General features: G+C 70.2%; 11 protein-coding genes. 4 read left to right on the top strand and 7 right to left on the bottom strand.

Annotated elements, in window-relative coordinates:
- Positions 1 to 191 precede the first annotated feature (191 nt).
- The 5 genes from ACZ44S_RS02285 to ACZ44S_RS02265 all read right to left on the bottom strand — a co-directional run bounded on the left by ACZ44S_RS02285 (position 192) and on the right by ACZ44S_RS02265 (position 6,867).
- A complete protein-coding gene (locus tag ACZ44S_RS02285; protein ID WP_466923483.1) occupies positions 192 to 1,565 on the bottom strand; it encodes an alpha-amylase in 1,374 nt (457 codons plus the stop codon).
- A gap of 168 nt (positions 1,566 to 1,733) precedes the next feature.
- Complete coding sequence (locus ACZ44S_RS02280; protein ID WP_466923480.1) at positions 1,734 to 3,428, bottom strand: glycoside hydrolase family 13 protein; 1,695 nt, start codon at positions 3,426 to 3,428, stop codon at positions 1,734 to 1,736.
- A 140-nt stretch (positions 3,429 to 3,568) separates the two neighbouring features.
- Positions 3,569 to 4,480 (bottom strand): sugar ABC transporter permease, encoded by a 912-nt coding sequence (locus ACZ44S_RS02275; RefSeq protein WP_466923477.1) that lies wholly within the window; start codon positions 4,478 to 4,480, stop codon positions 3,569 to 3,571.
- 13 nt (positions 4,481 to 4,493) lie between these two features.
- The gene (locus tag ACZ44S_RS02270; RefSeq protein WP_466923473.1) at positions 4,494 to 5,498 is read right to left on the bottom strand and encodes a carbohydrate ABC transporter permease; all 1,005 of its coding nucleotides are present in this window, start codon (positions 5,496 to 5,498) and stop codon (positions 4,494 to 4,496) included.
- 97 nt (positions 5,499 to 5,595) lie between these two features.
- Entirely contained in the window at positions 5,596 to 6,867 is a 1,272-nt protein-coding gene (locus tag ACZ44S_RS02265; RefSeq protein WP_466923470.1) for an extracellular solute-binding protein, read from the bottom strand.
- Positions 6,868 to 7,464: 597 nt separating this feature from the next.
- Here ACZ44S_RS02265 and ACZ44S_RS02260 point away from each other — a divergent pair.
- On the top strand, positions 7,465 to 8,499 hold the full coding sequence (locus ACZ44S_RS02260) for a LacI family DNA-binding transcriptional regulator (RefSeq protein WP_466923467.1): 1,035 nt from the start codon (positions 7,465 to 7,467) through the stop codon (positions 8,497 to 8,499).
- Between the two features lie 131 nt (positions 8,500 to 8,630).
- Positions 8,631 to 9,521 (top strand): phosphatase PAP2 family protein, encoded by an 891-nt coding sequence (locus tag ACZ44S_RS02255; protein WP_466923464.1) that lies wholly within the window; start codon positions 8,631 to 8,633, stop codon positions 9,519 to 9,521.
- A 51-nt stretch (positions 9,522 to 9,572) separates the two neighbouring features.
- On the opposite strand, the gene ACZ44S_RS02250 is transcribed toward ACZ44S_RS02255, so the two are convergent.
- Positions 9,573 to 12,575: a bifunctional [glutamine synthetase] adenylyltransferase/[glutamine synthetase]-adenylyl-L-tyrosine phosphorylase gene (locus tag ACZ44S_RS02250; RefSeq protein WP_466923461.1), complete on the bottom strand. Its 3,003-nt coding sequence runs from the start codon at positions 12,573 to 12,575 to the stop codon at positions 9,573 to 9,575.
- A 154-nt stretch (positions 12,576 to 12,729) separates the two neighbouring features.
- On the opposite strand from ACZ44S_RS02250, the gene ACZ44S_RS02245 reads away from it, so the two are divergent.
- Together ACZ44S_RS02245 and ACZ44S_RS02240 are read left to right on the top strand one after the other, a co-directional pair.
- Positions 12,730 to 13,239, top strand: coding sequence for a pyridoxamine 5'-phosphate oxidase family protein (locus ACZ44S_RS02245; RefSeq protein ID WP_466923458.1), 510 nt, complete (start codon positions 12,730 to 12,732; stop codon positions 13,237 to 13,239).
- 31 nt (positions 13,240 to 13,270) lie between these two features.
- A complete protein-coding gene (locus ACZ44S_RS02240; RefSeq protein ID WP_466923455.1) occupies positions 13,271 to 13,711 on the top strand; it encodes a VOC family protein in 441 nt (146 codons plus the stop codon).
- Between the two features lie 253 nt (positions 13,712 to 13,964).
- Here ACZ44S_RS02240 and ACZ44S_RS02235 read toward each other — a convergent pair whose 3' ends face one another.
- A complete protein-coding gene (locus ACZ44S_RS02235; RefSeq protein WP_466923452.1) occupies positions 13,965 to 15,527 on the bottom strand; it encodes a pectate lyase family protein in 1,563 nt (520 codons plus the stop codon).
- Positions 15,528 to 15,632: the final 105 nt, after the last annotated feature.

The following is a 15,632-nucleotide window of genomic DNA, read 5'->3' as shown; positions in this document are numbered from 1 at the left end:
GTGCTTACGGCTCATTGGGTCCGACCCCACGCCACAGCGGTGGCCTGTTTCGGCCACATCACCGGAGCGTCCGCGTGACCGTATCGCCGTTGAAAGCTTTACAGCAAGGGTTATGAAAGTAACGGTAAGGACTTACATCGCGGGGGCGCGTCGCGCCGCCGCCCGTGAACGGCGGCGCGACGCGCGCGTGTTCAGCAGCCCGACGTGCCCGCGTACACCGCGAGGGCCGTGTGGGAGCCCAGGGTGGCGGTCAGCCGGCCCGAGCCGTCCACCGTCACCGGGGTGTTGTTCTGGACGTTGCAGTACGTCCCCGCGGGCAGGGAGGTCTGGTAGGTGCGGGTCAGTGAGCCGGACTCGTGGTTGATGGCCACGAAGCCCTTGCTGCCGCGGCCGAAGGCGATCGCGTCGCCGCCGTTGTCCCACCAGTTGGTGACCGCCTGGCCCCGGGTCGCGTTGCGGAAGGCGACCATGGACTTGATCTCCGGCCAGGCGTGCTGGCACTTCCAGCCGCTCTGCCAGCAGGCGTCGACCCGGCCTCCGTTCGGCGGTCCGGCGTCGTGGTCGGAGAACTCGTACCCGGAGTTGATGTCCGGGGCGCCGTAGGGCCAGGCCAGCATGAAGACGTTGGCCAGGGTGTAGGTGGCGTTGTCCTTGTAGGACAGCGTGGAACCGTTGCGTTCGGTGTCGTGGTTGTCGACGAAGACGCCGGAGACGGAGCTGTTCATGTAGCCCCAGCCCTCGCCGTAGTTCTTCAGGTAGGCGAGGTTCTCGTTGTTGAAGACCCGCTTGAGGTCGTAGGCGTAGCGGAACTCCTGGACGTCCCCGTTGCCGGTGTACTCGGTGGGCTGAACGGCCTCTCCGGCGCCGTATATGACCTCCTGCTTCCAGTAGACGGAGGGGTTGCTCAGCCGGGACTTGATGTTGGCCAGGTCGGCCGCCGGCATGTGCTTGGCCGCGTCGATGCGGAAGCCGTCCACACCGAGCGAGAGCAGGTCGTTCATGTACCGGGCGAGGGCTCCGCGGACGTAGTCCTCGCCGGTGTCGAGGTCGGCGAGGCCGACCAGCTCGCAGTTCTGGACGTTCCAGCGGTCGCCGTAGTTGTTGATCTGCGAGGTGCAGTTGTCGAAGTCGAAGGAGGAGTACAGGCCGGGGTAGTCGTACTTCGCGTACGACGAGCCGCCGGTGCCCGTGCCGCTGCCCGCGGACATGTGGTTGATGACCGTGTCGGCGACGACCTTGACGCCGGCCGCGTGACACGTGTCCACCATGTTCTTGAACGCGGCGCGGTCACCGAGCCGGCCGGCGATCCGGTAGCTCACGGGCTGGTACGACGTCCACCACTGCGGGCCCTGTATGTGCTCGGCGGGCGGGGAGACCTGGACGTATCCGTATCCCGCGGGACCGAGGGTGGTGGTGCACTCGCGGGCGACGGAGGCGAAGTTCCACTCGAAGAGGACGGCGGTCACGTCCCTGGTGCCGGGCGGGGACGCCTCCGCACCAGTCGGGGCCATGACAACCGAGGCGGCCGCGAGGGCGACGGCCGCGGAGAGGGTTCTGCGTGCCATGTGGGGTTCCTTCTTCATCGAAGGGTGTGGGGATACCGCCGGAGTTGGTTGAAGCTTCTTGCAGAAACCTTCAGCAACCTTGCGGCAACGCAGATGTTAGAGGCCCGCCGCCCGAAAGGGCAGCGGGCCGTACCGACTTGTATGAAAAAGTTGCGGGGCGGACGAACGTCAGCCCGTGGTCCACCACACGGTGGTGTCCGCCGGGACCTTCGCCTCGCCGGCCGTCTCCGCCACCTCACCGCTGGCGATCAGCACCCGCCCGTACGCCGGGACGGTCACCGACTCCTCCGTGGTGTTGGCGACGCACACGAACTCCCCGCGCCGGAAGGCCAGGACTCCCTCGGGCGCCCGCAGCCACTCCACCGCGTCGCCCGCGCCCAGGTCGGCCTCGTCCCGGCGCACGGCGAGCGCGGACCGGTACAGCTCCAGGGTCGAACCGGGGTCGCCGGTCTGCGCCTCGATGCTCAGCTCGCCCCAGCCCTCCGGCTGCGGAAGCCAGCTGCCGCCGTCGCCGAAGCCGTACGAGGAGCCCTCCCGGGTCCACGGGATCGGCACCCGGCAGCCGTCGCGGAAGCCGTCCTGGCCCGCGCCCCGGAAGTACGCCGGGTCCTGGCGCACCTCGTCCGGCAGGTCCACGACGTCCGGCAGACCGAGCTCCTCGCCCTGGTAGACGTACGCCGAGCCGGGCAGCGCCAGCATCAGCAGCGTCGCCGCACGCGCCCTGCGCAGGCCCAGCTCACGGTCGCCGGCCAGGCGGATCTGGGTGCCCAGACCGGGTGGGTTGGCGAAGCGGGTGGCGTGCCGGGTGACGTCGTGGTTGGACAGCACCCAGGTGGCGGGGGCGCCGACCGGGCGCATGGCGTCCAGGGTGCGGTCGATGACCGTGCGCAGCTCCTCGGCGTCCCAGTGCGTCCCCAGGTACTGGAAGTTGAACGCCTGGTGCAGCTCGTCGGGACGCACGTAGTTCGCGGTGCGCTCGACGGTCGGGGTCCACGCTTCCGCGACGAAGATACGTTCCCCGGAGTACTCGTCGAGGATGAGCCGCCACTGCCGGTAGATGTCGTGCACGCCGTCCTGGTCGAAGAACGGCATGACATCGTTGCCCAGCAGCTTCAGCTGCTCATGGGATCCCAGGTCGGGCAGGCCCTCGGCCTTCACCATGCCGTGGGCGACGTCGATGCGGAAGCCGTCCACGCCCATGTCCAGCCAGAACCGCAGGATGGAGCGGAACTCGTCGCCGACCGCCGGGTGCTCCCAGTTGAAGTCGGGCTGCTCGGGCGCGAAGAGGTGCAGGTACCACTCGCCGGGCGTGCCGTCGGGCTCGGTGACCCGGGTCCAGGCGGGGCCGCCGAAGATCGACTCCCAGTCGTTGGGCGGCAGTTCGCCGTTCGCGCCCTTGCCGGGGCGGAAGTGGTAGCGGTCGCGCGAGGGCGAGCCGGGCCCCTCGGCGAGGGCGCGCTTGAACCACTCGTGCTGGTCGGAGGAGTGGTTGGGCACGAGGTCGACGATGATGCGCAGGCCCAGCGCGTGGGCGTCGCGGATCAGCGCGTCCGCGTCAAGCAGGGTGCCGAACATCGGGTCGACGGCGCGGTAGTCGGCGACGTCGTAACCGGCGTCGGCCTGCGGGGAGGCGTAGAAGGGGCTGAGCCACACGGCGTCCACGCCGAGGTCGCGCAGGTACGGCAGGCGGGAGCGGATGCCTTCCAGGTCGCCCATGCCGTCGCCGTTGCTGTCGGCGAAGCTGCGCGGGTACACCTGGTAGATCACCGCGTCCCGCCACCAGTCACGGCGGCGGGCGACGGTGGCGACGGCCGCGTCGGTCGTGGGGGTCGGGGCCGGGGCGGCGGAGGGCTGCTGGCTCATGTCGTCCTTGATACGAGTTCGTCGGGTGGCGAGTGGGTCGGCGGGGAGACGAGGCGGCCGCGGTGACAGCGGGGTCGGATGGGCACCGCGGCCGCCTACCCGCGCGAGTCAGGCGCGCGGGAGTCGTGCCGCGAAGGGGGTCAGCCCTTCGTGCCGCCGGCGGTGAGGCCGGTGACCAGGTTCTTCTGCACGAGGTAGAAGAACGCGGAGACCGGTATCGCGATCAGGACCGCGGTGGCGGCCATGAGGTTGCGCTGTGCGTCGTGCTCGCTGACGAAGCTCTGCAGACCGACCGCGAGGGTGTACTTCTCGTCGTCGAGCATGAACGTCGTGGCGAAGGCGACCTCGCCGAACGCGGTGATGAAGCTGTAGAACGCGGCGACCGCCAGCCCGGGCTTGGCGAGCGGCAGGATCAGCCGCGCGAACGTGCCGAAGGGGGTCAGCCCGTCGACGCGTCCCGCCTCGTCGATCTCGAACGGGATGGTGTCGAAGTAGCCCTTCATCAGCCAGGCGCAGTACGGCACCGCCGTCGAGCAGTAGACGAGGATGAGTCCAAGGTAACTGTCGATGAGCTGCAGATCCGAGAGGATCTGGTACATCGGCACCATCAGGACCGCCACGGGGAACATCTGGGTGACCAGCAGCACCCACATGAACTTCTTGTAGCCCGGGAAGCGCATGCGGGAGACGGCGTAGCCGGTGGTCGCGGCGACCAGGACCCCGATGACCGTGGTGCCGAGCGAGACGATCAGCGAGCTCTTGAGCCAGTCGAAGAAGTTCGTGTTCTGCAGCACGAACGAGTAGTTGTCGAGCGTCATCTTGCCCCAGATGCCGCCGGGACGCAGATAGTCGTCCTTGTCGGGGCCGAGGGACAGGAAGACCAGCCAGGCGACCGGGAAGAGCGCGATCACACTGGCGACGATCAGGATGCCGTGCGAGGTGAGGCGGGCCGCGGGGCTGCTCTCGCCGCGCCGGCGCGCCTTGCGGGGCGGGCGCGGGTCGTCGGCGGGCCGGTCCGCGGGAGCAGCGGTGGTGACGGTCGGGGTGCTCATGGGGACTCCTGCCTCAGATCGCGAGCTGCTGCTCATTGCGGTTCAGCCAGCGGCGGTAGAAGGAGGTGAAGACGATCAGGATGGCCAGCAGCAGCATGCCGTAGGCCGCGGACTCGGCGAACTCGCGCGGCTGCTGTCCGAAGCCGAGCTGGTAGGCCCAGGTGACCAGGATCTGCGCGTCCGGCGCGGTGTTGCCGAAGAGCAGGAAGATGATCGCGAACTGGTTGAAGGTCCAGATGACGCCGAGCAGGATCACGGTGGAGCTGACCGAGCGCAGGCCGGGCAGGGTGACGTGGCGGAACCGCTGCCAGGCGCTCGCGCCGTCCATCTCGGCCGCCTCGTACAGGCTGGCGTCGATGGACTGCAGCCCGCCGAGCAGCGAGATCATCATGAAGGGCACACCGCACCAGGTGTTGACCATGATGGCGGCGACGCGCTGCCAGAAGGTGTCCTCCAGCCACGCCGGGGTGGGCAGGCCGAGCGCGCCCAGGCCGTCGTTGATGATGCCGGCGTCGGCGAGCATGAAGCGCCAGCCGAAGACGGTGACGAAGGTCGGCACGGCCCACGGCAGGATCAGGAGCAGCCGGTAGAGGGTGCGGCCGCGCAGCTTCTGGTTGAGCAGCAGGGCGAGGCCCAGTCCGATGCCGTAGTGCAGGGCGACACAGGCGGCCGTCCACACGATCGTCCAGATGAAGTGCGACCAGAAGCGGTCGTAGGCCGTCTCGCCCCACAGGATGTCGGCGTAGTTGTCGATGCCGATGAACTTCCACGTGGCCTCGATCTCGTTGACACCGATGGTGCGGGCCGAGTTGAGGCTGTCGGCGTCGGTGAGCGTGAGATAGAAGCCGTACGCGAGGGGGTACAGCACGATGACGCCGAGCACCAGCGCCACCGGCGCGATCATGGCGTAGGCGTACCAGTACTTCTGGTATCCGCGCTTGAGGCGGCTGACCGGCCCGGGGCGGGGCGCGCGGTCACCGCGGCGCTTGCCGGTCGCGCGGTCGATGGCGACTGTCATGGTTCGGCACCTTCTGGATGATCAAGGAATACGGCACACAGGCCGGCGGCCGCCGGACCCTCCCCTCCGGGAAGCGGGTCCGGCGGCCACGCGGGCATTACTTGCTGAAGTCCGGCACCAGCTTGGCGATCGCGGTCTCCGCGTCACCGAGGCCCTTGTCCAGGGACTCCTTGCCGCTCGCGATCTGCGGGAGCTCGTCGTCCATCGGACCCCACAGCGAGCTGTACTCGGGCAGGGCCGGGCGCGGCTGGGCGGCCGAGAGGACCGTCTGGTAGCCGGCGATGCCCGGGTCGGCCTTCACCTGGTCGGTGTAGGCGTCGTCGCGCGTGGGCAGCGTGGAGTTCTTCAGCGCGATGGTCTCCTGCGCCTTGGCCGAGGTCATGAACTTCACGAACTTCAGCGCGGCCTCCTGCTTGTCCTTCGTGGAGCCGGCGTAGACCGAGAGGTTGTGGCCACCGGTCGGGGCGCCCGCCTTGCCGGTGGAGCCGGCCGGGACGGTGGCGATGCCGAGGTTGTTCTTGTCCTTGAAGGCGGAGCCCTTGTAGAAGTTGGTGATCTCCCACGGGCCCTGGATGATCGAGGCGACCTTGCCGTTGACGAACGCGTCCTGGATGTGGGCGTAGGCGTCGGCGGTCACGTCGGCCTTGTGCAGGCCCTTGCCGTCGAAGAGGTCGAGCCAGGTGCCGTAGGCCTTCTCGGCCTCGGGGGACTTCACGGTGATCTTCTTGGCGTCGGCGTCGACCATGTCGGTGCCCTCGCCGTAGAGGAACGGCTGGGCGTAGTAGCCGGCGGTGGAGCCCCAGTAGCCGTCGACGCCGGTCTTGTCCTTGATGGTGGCGGCGGCCTTCTTCAGGTCGTCCCAGGTCTTGGGGGCCTCGACGCCGGCCTTCTCGAAGAGCGCCTTGTTGTAGACGAAGGCGAGGGTGTCCGTGGTGAAGGGGACGCCGTAGGTCTTGCCCTCGTACTTGGCCTGCTCGACCAGGTTGGGCTTGAACTTGTCCTGCTCGGCGAGGGCCTCGGTGCCGTCCAGCGGCAGGAAGAAGCCCTTCTTCGCGAAGGCGGGGGTCCAGCCGACCTCGGAGCGCAGCACGTCGGGGGCGCCCTTGGAACCGGCGGCGGTGTCGAACTTGTTCTGCGCCTGGTCGAAGGGGACGTTGACGAACTTGACCTTGATGTCCTTGTTGGCGGCCTCGAACTCCTTGACCAGGGCCTGGTAGGTCGGCGCCTCGTTGGTCGCGTTGGAGGTGTCCCACCAGGTGATGGTGACCGGGCCGTCGGCCTTGTCGCCGCTGTCGCTGTCTCCGCCGCAGGCCGTCGCCGCGAGGGCGAGGGACGCCACCAGCGCGGTGGCCGCTATGCCACGCCGCATGAGGTTCTCCTTGAGGGTTAAGCCCGTGTGGTGGGCCCGGTCGTCACATTCCCGTCGTCCGCCCGAAGGGCGGGCCTCGCGGCGTCCGGTGCGTACGATCGCAAGGCGCCGGAGCGCCCTCGTGGCGGAGCCACGTGGGTGCTTCGGCAACGCTGCGAGCGTGCGTGCCAGGCGTTGCGAGGCAGACGGGAACGTGACGACCGGGCCCGCGGGTCGGCCCCGTCTGCCGTCCCGCTGACTTGCCGACCGCGCCGTTGCCGCCGCCGGGCGACGTGAACGTAACAGCGATGGAACCGTTCCGAAAGACCTTGCAGAAAAGTTTTGCAAGAGACGCCGAGAGTTATGCCGCCGTGACCTCTCCTCGACCATTGCGCGACCCGGGTTTCCGCCCGTACGACAGGGGTTCGGACTGTTGTGCAAGACTCTGCAAGCACTTGCCATCCGTTGCCGCCGGGGGAATCATCCCTTGCGGACCGGACGCCGACCACGACTTGAGGGATCGCGATGACCCAGCAGCCCGCAGCGGGCCGTCCGACGGCGCGCACCAGGCGTCCGATCGGTGTGCAAGGGGAGAAACGGCAGATACAGTCCAGTCCTGTGACCACACGGCTTGCTGATATCGCTGCTCAGGCGGGGGTGAGCGAGGCGACCGTCAGCCGGGTCCTGAACGGGAAGCCGGGCGTCGCCGCCACCACCCGCCAGTCCGTGCTCGCCGCCCTCGACGTGCTGGGCTACGAGCGCCCGGTACGGCTGCGGCAGCGCAGCGAGGGCCTGGTCGGGCTGATCACCCCCGAGCTGGAGAACCCGATCTTCCCGGCGCTGGCCCAGGTCATCGGGCAGGCGCTGACGCGCCAGGGCTACACCCCCGTGCTCGCCACCCAGACCCCGGGCGGGTCGACGGAGGACGAGCTGACGGAGATGCTCGTGGACCGCGGGGTGGCCGGCATCATCTACGTCTCTGGACTGCACGCCGACACCACCGCCGACATGCAGCGCTACGAGCGACTGCGGGCGCAGGGCGTGCCGTTCGTACTCGTCGACGGCTTCTCGCCGAAGGTGCAGGCTCCGTTCATCTCCCCCGACGACCGGGCCGCCATGGCACTCGCCGTGACGCACCTGGCCTCGCTCGGGCACACCCGGATCGGGCTGGCGCTCGGGCCGAAGCGGTTCGTGCCGGTGCAGCGCAAGATAGAGGGTTTCGTCCGCGCGGTGCAGGAGCAGCTGGGCCTGAGTGCGGAGACGGTCGAAACCGAGCTGATCCAGCACTCCCTGTACACGCTGGAGGGCGGCCAGGCCGCCGCCAACGCGCTGATGGACCGCGACTGCACGGCGGTGGTGTGCGCGAGCGACATGATGGCGCTGGGCGCGATACGGGCGGCCCGCCAGCGCGGACTGGACGTGCCGAAGGACATCTCGGTGGTCGGTTTCGACGACTCGCCGCTGATCGCCTTCACCGACCCGCCGCTGACCACGGTCCGCAAGCCGGTCCCCGCGATGGGCCAGGCGGCGGTGCGCACCCTGCTCGAGGAGATCGGCGGAACGCCCGCGCCGCACAGCGAGTTCGTGTTCATGCCGGAGCTGGTGGTGCGCGGTTCGACCGCTTCGGCCCCTGGGGAGCGGAATCGTCCCTAGGACGGATATACGGCCTTTCCGGCACTGCCACGGTAGGAGGGCGGACGCCTGTTCCCGGGGGAGAACATGCGGGCCGGGCCCGACCGAGGGATGATCCGAGGGGGACGTCTTTTCTGGCAGACTCTGTGCCCATGGGTGACACGACCGTGACAACGCTGGAAGGCCGGGAAGAGGCCGCAGCGCATCCCGTCGCGGAGGAGACGACGGGGCGGGACCGCCTGCGCCGTCGGCGCACCCCCCGCCGCCCCCGGCTGTGGTTCGAGATCCTGCTGATCGCGGTCAGCTACTGGACGTACTCGCTCGTCCGCAACGCCGTTCCCGAACAGCGCGCCGAGGCGCTGCGCAACGCCGACTGGATCTGGCGCCTGGAACAGCAGCTCGGCACGGCGTTCGAGGAGTCCGTCAACCATGCCGTGAACTCGGTGACCTGGCTCGTCGTCGGCATGAACTACTACTACGCCACCCTGCATTTCGTGGTCACTCTGGGTGTCCTGGTGTGGCTCTACCGTAGTCATCCGGGCCGGTACGCGGCGACCCGGCTGGTCCTCTTCACCACGACGGGCATCGCCCTGGTCGGCTACTACCTGTATCCGCTCGCCCCGCCCCGGCTGATGAACGGCCAGGACTTCATCGACACCGTGCTGGTCCACCAGACCTGGGGTTCGATGGCGTCGGGCGATCTGAAGAACATGTCCAACCAGTACGCCGCGATGCCGTCGATGCACATCGGCTGGTCCGTGTGGTGCGGTCTGACGATCTTCGCGCTGGCCACGGTCCCGTGGGCGCGGGTGCTGGGGCTGGTGTACCCGGCGGCCACGCTGGTGGTCATCGTCGCCACCGCCAACCACTTCTGGCTGGACGCGGTGGGCGGCGTCGTCTGCCTGGCCGTCGGCTACGGCGTCGCAGTGGTCTGGTACGGCCGGCAGCCGTACGCCCTGCCGAGGCTGGTGCCCGAACGGGAGAAGCGGACGGGACGGGGCAAACGGGAGCCGGAGCGGATTCCGGTGCCGAAGCAGGGGTGATGCGGGGGCCCTCCGTCACGCGGGGCCACGCCCTCACGTCCCGGACCGCCGTCACGCCCCTCCGTAGAACAGCTCCTCCACCACGCCCCGCGCCCGCCGCGCCGTACGCCGGTAGGCGTCGAGCATGTCGCCCGCGTGGCCGGGGCCGTAGCCCAGGTAGCGGCCGACGGCGCCCAGTTCGCGGGGCTGGGTGGGGAAGGTGTCCCCCGCGCGGCCCTTGACCAGCATCACCGCGTTGCGCACGCGGGTGGCCAGCACCCAGGCCTCGTCGAGGATGCCGGCGTCGTCCTCGGAGATCAGTCCGGCCGTGCGGGCGGCGGCCAGCGCCTCGCGTGTCCGGGTCGTGCGCAGCGCCGGCTCCTGCGCGCCGTGCCGCAGCTGGAGCAGCTGCACGGTCCACTCCACGTCGGACAGCCCGCCCGGGCCCAGCTTGGCGTGCAGCTTGGGGTCGGCGCCGCGCGGCAGCCGTTCGGACTCCATGCGGGCCTTCAGCCGCCGGATCTCGCGGACCGCCTCCTCGTCGAGCCCGTCGGCCGGGTAGCGCAGCGGGTCGATCAGCTCGACGAAGCGGCGGCCGAGGTCCTCGTCACCGGCGACAAGTTCGGCGCGCAGCAGCGCGTGCCGCTCCCACACCAGCGACCAGCGGCGGTAGTACGCCTCGTACGACGCGAGGGTGCGCACCAGCGGCCCGGACTTCCCCTCCGGGCGCAGGTCGGCGTCGATCAGCAGCGGCGGGTCGGCGCTGGGGATCTGGAGCAGCCGGCGCATCTCGGCGACGACCTTGCCCGCCGCCCCGGCCGCCTCCCGTTCGTCCACGCCGTCGCGCGGCTCGTGCACGAACAGCACGTCCGCGTCGGAGCCGTAGCCCAGCTCGTGCCCGCCGAAGCGGCCCATGCCGATGATCGCGAAGCGGGTGGGGAGCGTGTCCCCCCAGCCCTCGCGCACCACCGCGCGGAGCGTGCCGGCGAGGGTGGCGGCCGTCAGGTCGGACACCGCGCCGCCCACCAGGTCCACCAGGGCGCCCTGGTCGGCCTCGGCGGGCTGGGACTCGGTGCCGTAGGAGCCGACGATGTCGGCGGCGGACGTACGGAACAGCTCCCGGCGGCGCACGCCGCGGGCGGCCGTGACGCCCTGGACGGCGTTGTCGGCGCGACGGACGGCGGCGAGGATCTCCTGCTCGAGGTGGGCGCGGGAGCGGGGGGTCAGTCCCCCGCCGTCGCCGTCGCCGAGCAGGGCCACCGCCTCGGGGGCGCGCATCAGCAGGTCGGGGGCGAGCCGCCCGGCGGACAGCACGCGGGCCAGGTTCTCGGCGGCCGCTCCCTCGTCGCGCAGCAGCCGCAGGTACCAGGGGGTCTTGCCGAGCGCGTCGGAGACCTTGCGGAAGTTGAGCAGTCCGGCGTCCGGGTCGGCGGAGTCCGCGAACCAGCCGAGCAGCACGGGCAGCAGGGTGCGCTGGATGGCGGCCTTGCGGGTGACGCCGGACGCCAGCGCCTCCAGGTGGCGCAGCGCGGCGGCCGGGTCGGCGTATCCGAGGGCCACCATGCGCTCGCGGGCCGCCTCCGCGCTGAGCCGGGCCTCGCCGGGGGCGAGCGCCGCGACGGCGTCCAGCAGCGGCCGGTAGAACAGCTTCTCGTGCAGCCGCCGTACGACGGAGGAGTGCCGCTTCCACTCGCGGATCAGGGTGGCGACCGGGTCGGTGCGCAGGTCGAGGGAGCGGGCCAGGCGCCGCAGGTCGGCCTCGTCCTCGGGGACGAGGTGGGTGCGGCGCAGCCGGTGGAGCTGGATGCGGTGCTCCATGGAGCGCAGGAAGCGGTAGGCGTCGTCGAGCTGGGCGGCGTCCGTGCGGCCGACGTAGCCGCCGGCGGCGAGGGCCTTCAGCGCGTCGAGGGTGGTGCCGCTGCGCAGCGAGGCGTCGGCGCGGCCGTGCACCAGCTGGAGCAGCTGTACGGCGAACTCCACGTCCCGCAGGCCGCCCGGGCCGAGCTTGAGCTGGCGGTCGATCTCGGCGGCGGGGATGTTCTCCACCACCCGGCGGCGCATCTTCTGCACGTCGGCGACGAAGTTCTCCCGCTCGGCGGCCTGCCACACCAGCGGCTGGAGCGCCCGGACGTACTCCTCGCCGAGGGCGGGGTCGCCGGCGACCGGGCGGGCCTTGAGCAGCGCCTGGAACTCCCAGGTCTTGGCCCAGCGCTGGTAGTAGGCGAGGTGGGAGGCGAGGGTGCGCACCAGCGGCCCGTTGCGGCCCTCGGGGCGGAGATTGGCGTCGACGGGCCAGATGGAGCCCTCGACGGTGGTCTCGGAGCAGATCCGCATCATGTGCGAGGCGAGCCGGGTCGCGGCGCGCAGCGCCTTGTCCTCGTCGGCCCCGTCCACGGCCTCGCCGACGAAGATCACGTCGACGTCGGAGACGTAGTTCAGCTCGTGTCCCCCGCACTTGCCCATCGCGATCACCGCGAGCCGGCACAGCGCGGCGTCCTCGGGCGCGGCGGCCCCGGCGAGGGCGAGGGCGGCGCGCAGGGTGGCGGTGGCGAGGTCGGCCAGCTCGGCGGCGGTCTCGGCGACCTCGATGGTGCCGCAGACGTCACGGGCGGCGATGGACAGCAGACAGCGCCGGTAGGCGACGCGCAGGGACACCGGGTCGGCGGCGGCGGCGAGACCGCGCTCGAACTCCTCGATGCCGGGGTGCAGATCGCGCGGCTCGTAGGTGACCAGGGCCTGCCAGTCGCTCGGGTGCCGGGCGAGGTGGCCGGCGAGTGCCTCGGAGGCGCCCAGCACCCCGAGCAGCCGGTCCCGCAGCGGCTTGGCGGCTATCAGGGTGTCCAGCAGTTCCTGGCGGGCGGTGGCGCCGTCCTGCGCCTCCAGCAGCCGTACGAGTCCCACCAGGGCGAGGTCGGGGTCGGCCGTCCGGCCGAGGGCGTCCAGCAGGACCGGGTCGTTGCGCACGGGCGCCAGCTCGTCGCTGTCCAGCAGCCGCTCGGCGGCGGACGGATCGGTGAAGCCGTGCCGCAGCAGCCGCGTGAAGATACTGCTCCTGCGCCCCGGCGCCGACGTCATCCCCGGTCTCCCTCGTGCCTCGGATCTGGGTCGTACGGCCATGAGCCTAGCCGGAGTGCGAGCGTGCGGCCCTGGGGCGGCCTGCGATGAGTTCCGGCGTCGGACGGGGTCCGACGGAGGTAGGGATGTACCGCCGACCCGCGATGGAGGTCCCATGAACGGCAATCCCGAGACCCGCCTCGACCCGCGCTACAGCGATCCGGAAGCAGGTTCGCCGCCCTGGTCCGAGGTGGAGCGGCTGATCACCGAGGCGGAACTGTTCTGGATCTCCACGGTCCGCCCCGACGGGCGCCCTCATGTCACGCCGCTCCCCGCCGTCTGGTCGGCGGGCGCGCTGCACTTCTGCACCGGTCCGGAGGAGCGCAAGGCCCGCAACCTGGCGGAGAACCCCCACGTCGTGCTGACCACCGGCACCAACACCTGGAACAGGGGTTACGACGTGGTGGTGGAGGGCGAGGCCGTACGGGTCGGCGACGACGCGCGGCTGCGCGAGCTGGCGGCGGCGTGGGAGGAGAAGTACGGCAGCTTCTGGCACTTCGAGGTGCGGGAGGGGCACTTCCATCACGGCCCGGGACGCGCTGTGGTGTTTTCGGTGGCGCCACGGACCGTTTTCGGATTCGGTAAGGGAGAGCCGTTCAGCCAGACGAGGTGGCGGTTCGGCTGAAGCCGTACGCGACGACGAAGCCGGAGTTTTCATGGACATGACCCTCGAAGTGATCCCGCTCCCGGTGAGCGACATCGACCGGGCCAGGGACTTCTACCGGGACAAGGTCGGCTTCCACGTCGACATCGACCAGGAGGTCATGCCGGGCATGCGCATCGTCCAGCTGACCCCGCCCGGCTCCGGCTGCTCGATCGCCCTCGGGGACACCCTCTGGGAGTCGACCCCGGGGCCCACCCCGGCCCCCGGCTCCTACCAGGGGCTCCAGCTCTGCGTCGCCGACATCAAGGCCGCCCACGCGGAACTGGTCGAGCGGGGCCTGGACGTCACCGAACCGGTCCAGTACGCCGAGTCCGACGGCGCCACCTTCATGTACTTCACGGACCCGGACGGCAACGGCTGGGCGGTCCAGGAGTACCGCCGGCGGGCGGAGGAGCCGCTGCACAAGCTGCTGACGGAGCAGGCGGAGGCGTAGCGGAGCCCCGCGGCCGCGTCTCCCCCGCACCCTTCGCACACCGCGTCACGCACATCCCCCTCAGGCCGGGCAGGCCGCCGGTCAGGTCGCGGGGACGGCGGCGGAACAGGCCCGGACCGTCGTGGGCGAGGCCCGGCGGCAGGCGGGCACGGACGAGGCCGGGAACCGTTCCGGCCGTGCGTGAGGCGTCCGGGATCGGAGGGAGTCCTGCCCCGGCCGGGTGCGGCCGGGGCAGGGGCTTGTCATCGGCTTGTCATCCCGCGTAGGTCTCGAACTCGGCGACCCTCGGGGTGCCGGACGAGCTCGTGATCTCGAAGGTGATCTTCTTCAGCGAGGCCGGGGCGAAGCCGATGACGCCCGCTCCGCTGCCCGAGGCCAGGACCGCGCCGGTGTCGTGGTTGATGACGCGGTAGGAGCCGATCCTGCCCTCGGAGCCCGCCGCCTCACGGATGTTGATCTTGGAGACGGTGGTGGCCGAGCCCCACTTGACCGAGACCGAGCCGGTCGAGCCGGAGGGCGACCAGTAGGTGCTCATGTCGCCGTCACGGACGTTGCCGTAGCTGGTGCCGTCGGCCTTGGAGGAACCGTCGGAGCCCGCGCCGATGCTGAGGTTGGTGCCGGTGGGCGGGTCGGTCGGGTCCGGGTCGGTGGGGTCGGGGTCGGTCGGGTCCGGGTCCGTCGGACCGGGGTCGGTCGGGTCCGGGGTCTGCGGGGTGCAGCTGCCGTCGGAGACCTTCAGGCCCTTGTTGGCGCCCGCCGTCTGGCTGACCACGCTCGGCACGCAGTTGCCCGCGTCGAGGGTGTACGCGTACGGGATGCTCACCGAGGTGTTCGACGTCGGGTTCGGGCCGGCCGGGTTGTTGTCGCCTTCACGCTCGGACCAGGTCACGTTGTCGAAGATGTTGCCGCTGACCTGCCAGTAGCCGGCCTCGTCGGTGTAGAACGTGCCGAGGACGTCCTTGGAGTCCTCGAAGTAGTTGTTGTCCACCTTGGCTCGGGCGCCGGCCCGGGAGTTGATCCCGGACTCGTTCAGGTTCTTGTAGTGGTTGTTGTAGATGTGCGCGATGCCGCCGCGCAGGAGAGGCGTACGGGAGTCGAGGTTCTCGTACAGGTTGTGGTGGAACGTGACATAGCCGTTGGAGCGGTCGCTCTCGCTGGAACCGATCAGGCCGCCGCGGCCGGAGTTGCGCAGGGTGCTGTAGGACAGCGTCACGTACTGGGTGTTGTCCTTCATGTCGAAGAGGCCGTCGTAGCCCTCCGACTCACCGCCGGACGCCTCGAGGGTTGCGTGGTCCACCCAGACGTTGCGGACATCGCTTTCCATGCCGATGGCGTCGCCGCCGTTCGACGTGGGCGAGCCGGACTTCTTGACGTTCCGGACGGTCACGTTCTGGATGATGATGTTGCTGGACTCCCGGATGTGGATGCCCAGTTGGTCGAAGACGGCACCGTTTCCGACCCCGACGATCGTGACGTTGCTGATCTGCTTGAGCTCGATCTTGTCGGCGGCGGTGCTGCAGCTGTCGCCGGACACCTTGGTGGTGTTGCCGTGGTTGATGGTGCCCTCGACCTGGATGGTGATCGGGGTGGAGCTGCCGGCCCGGCTGCACAGTGCCTGGTGGATCGCGGTGCCGGTGGTGGCCCGGACCGTCTGGCCGCCGGCACCGCCGGTGGTTCCGCCGTTCTGGGTCGCGAAGCCGGTGACGCCGCCGGTTGCCGCGGAGGCCGTGGAGGTCGACAGGGCCACGCCGGTCGCGGCCGCGAGGGCGCCCGTGGCCAGTAACGCGGAGAGTCGCACGGCGACTGATCGTCTCATTCTCGTCTCGCCTTTCTTCTTCCGAGTCAGGGGTCAAGCGAGTCAGGGTTCACGCCATTGCGTGTGCCTGTGCCTGTCATGCGCATGACAGGCAGACCGATGAGT

This window comes from Streptomyces malachitofuscus, assembly GCF_055571035.1.
Note: the sequence above shows the minus strand (reverse complement) of the source record. Positions and strands in the feature narration are given on the sequence as shown.

Coding starts and splice junctions, on each gene's coding strand:
- ACZ44S_RS02285 (WP_466923483.1), bottom strand. CDS start 1,565: ATGGCACGCAGAACCCTCTCCGCGGCCGTCGCCCTCGCGGCCGCCTCG.
- ACZ44S_RS02280 (WP_466923480.1), bottom strand. CDS start 3,428: ATGAGCCAGCAGCCCTCCGCCGCCCCGGCCCCGACCCCCACGACCGAC.
- ACZ44S_RS02275 (WP_466923477.1), bottom strand. CDS start 4,480: ATGAGCACCCCGACCGTCACCACCGCTGCTCCCGCGGACCGGCCCGCC.
- ACZ44S_RS02270 (WP_466923473.1), bottom strand. CDS start 5,498: ATGACAGTCGCCATCGACCGCGCGACCGGCAAGCGCCGCGGTGACCGC.
- ACZ44S_RS02265 (WP_466923470.1), bottom strand. CDS start 6,867: ATGCGGCGTGGCATAGCGGCCACCGCGCTGGTGGCGTCCCTCGCCCTC.
- ACZ44S_RS02255 (WP_466923464.1), top strand. CDS start 8,631: ATGGGTGACACGACCGTGACAACGCTGGAAGGCCGGGAAGAGGCCGCA.
- ACZ44S_RS02250 (WP_466923461.1), bottom strand. CDS start 12,575: ATGACGTCGGCGCCGGGGCGCAGGAGCAGTATCTTCACGCGGCTGCTG.
- ACZ44S_RS02245 (WP_466923458.1), top strand. CDS start 12,730: ATGAACGGCAATCCCGAGACCCGCCTCGACCCGCGCTACAGCGATCCG.
- ACZ44S_RS02240 (WP_466923455.1), top strand. CDS start 13,271: ATGGACATGACCCTCGAAGTGATCCCGCTCCCGGTGAGCGACATCGAC.
- ACZ44S_RS02235 (WP_466923452.1), bottom strand. CDS start 15,527: ATGAGACGATCAGTCGCCGTGCGACTCTCCGCGTTACTGGCCACGGGC.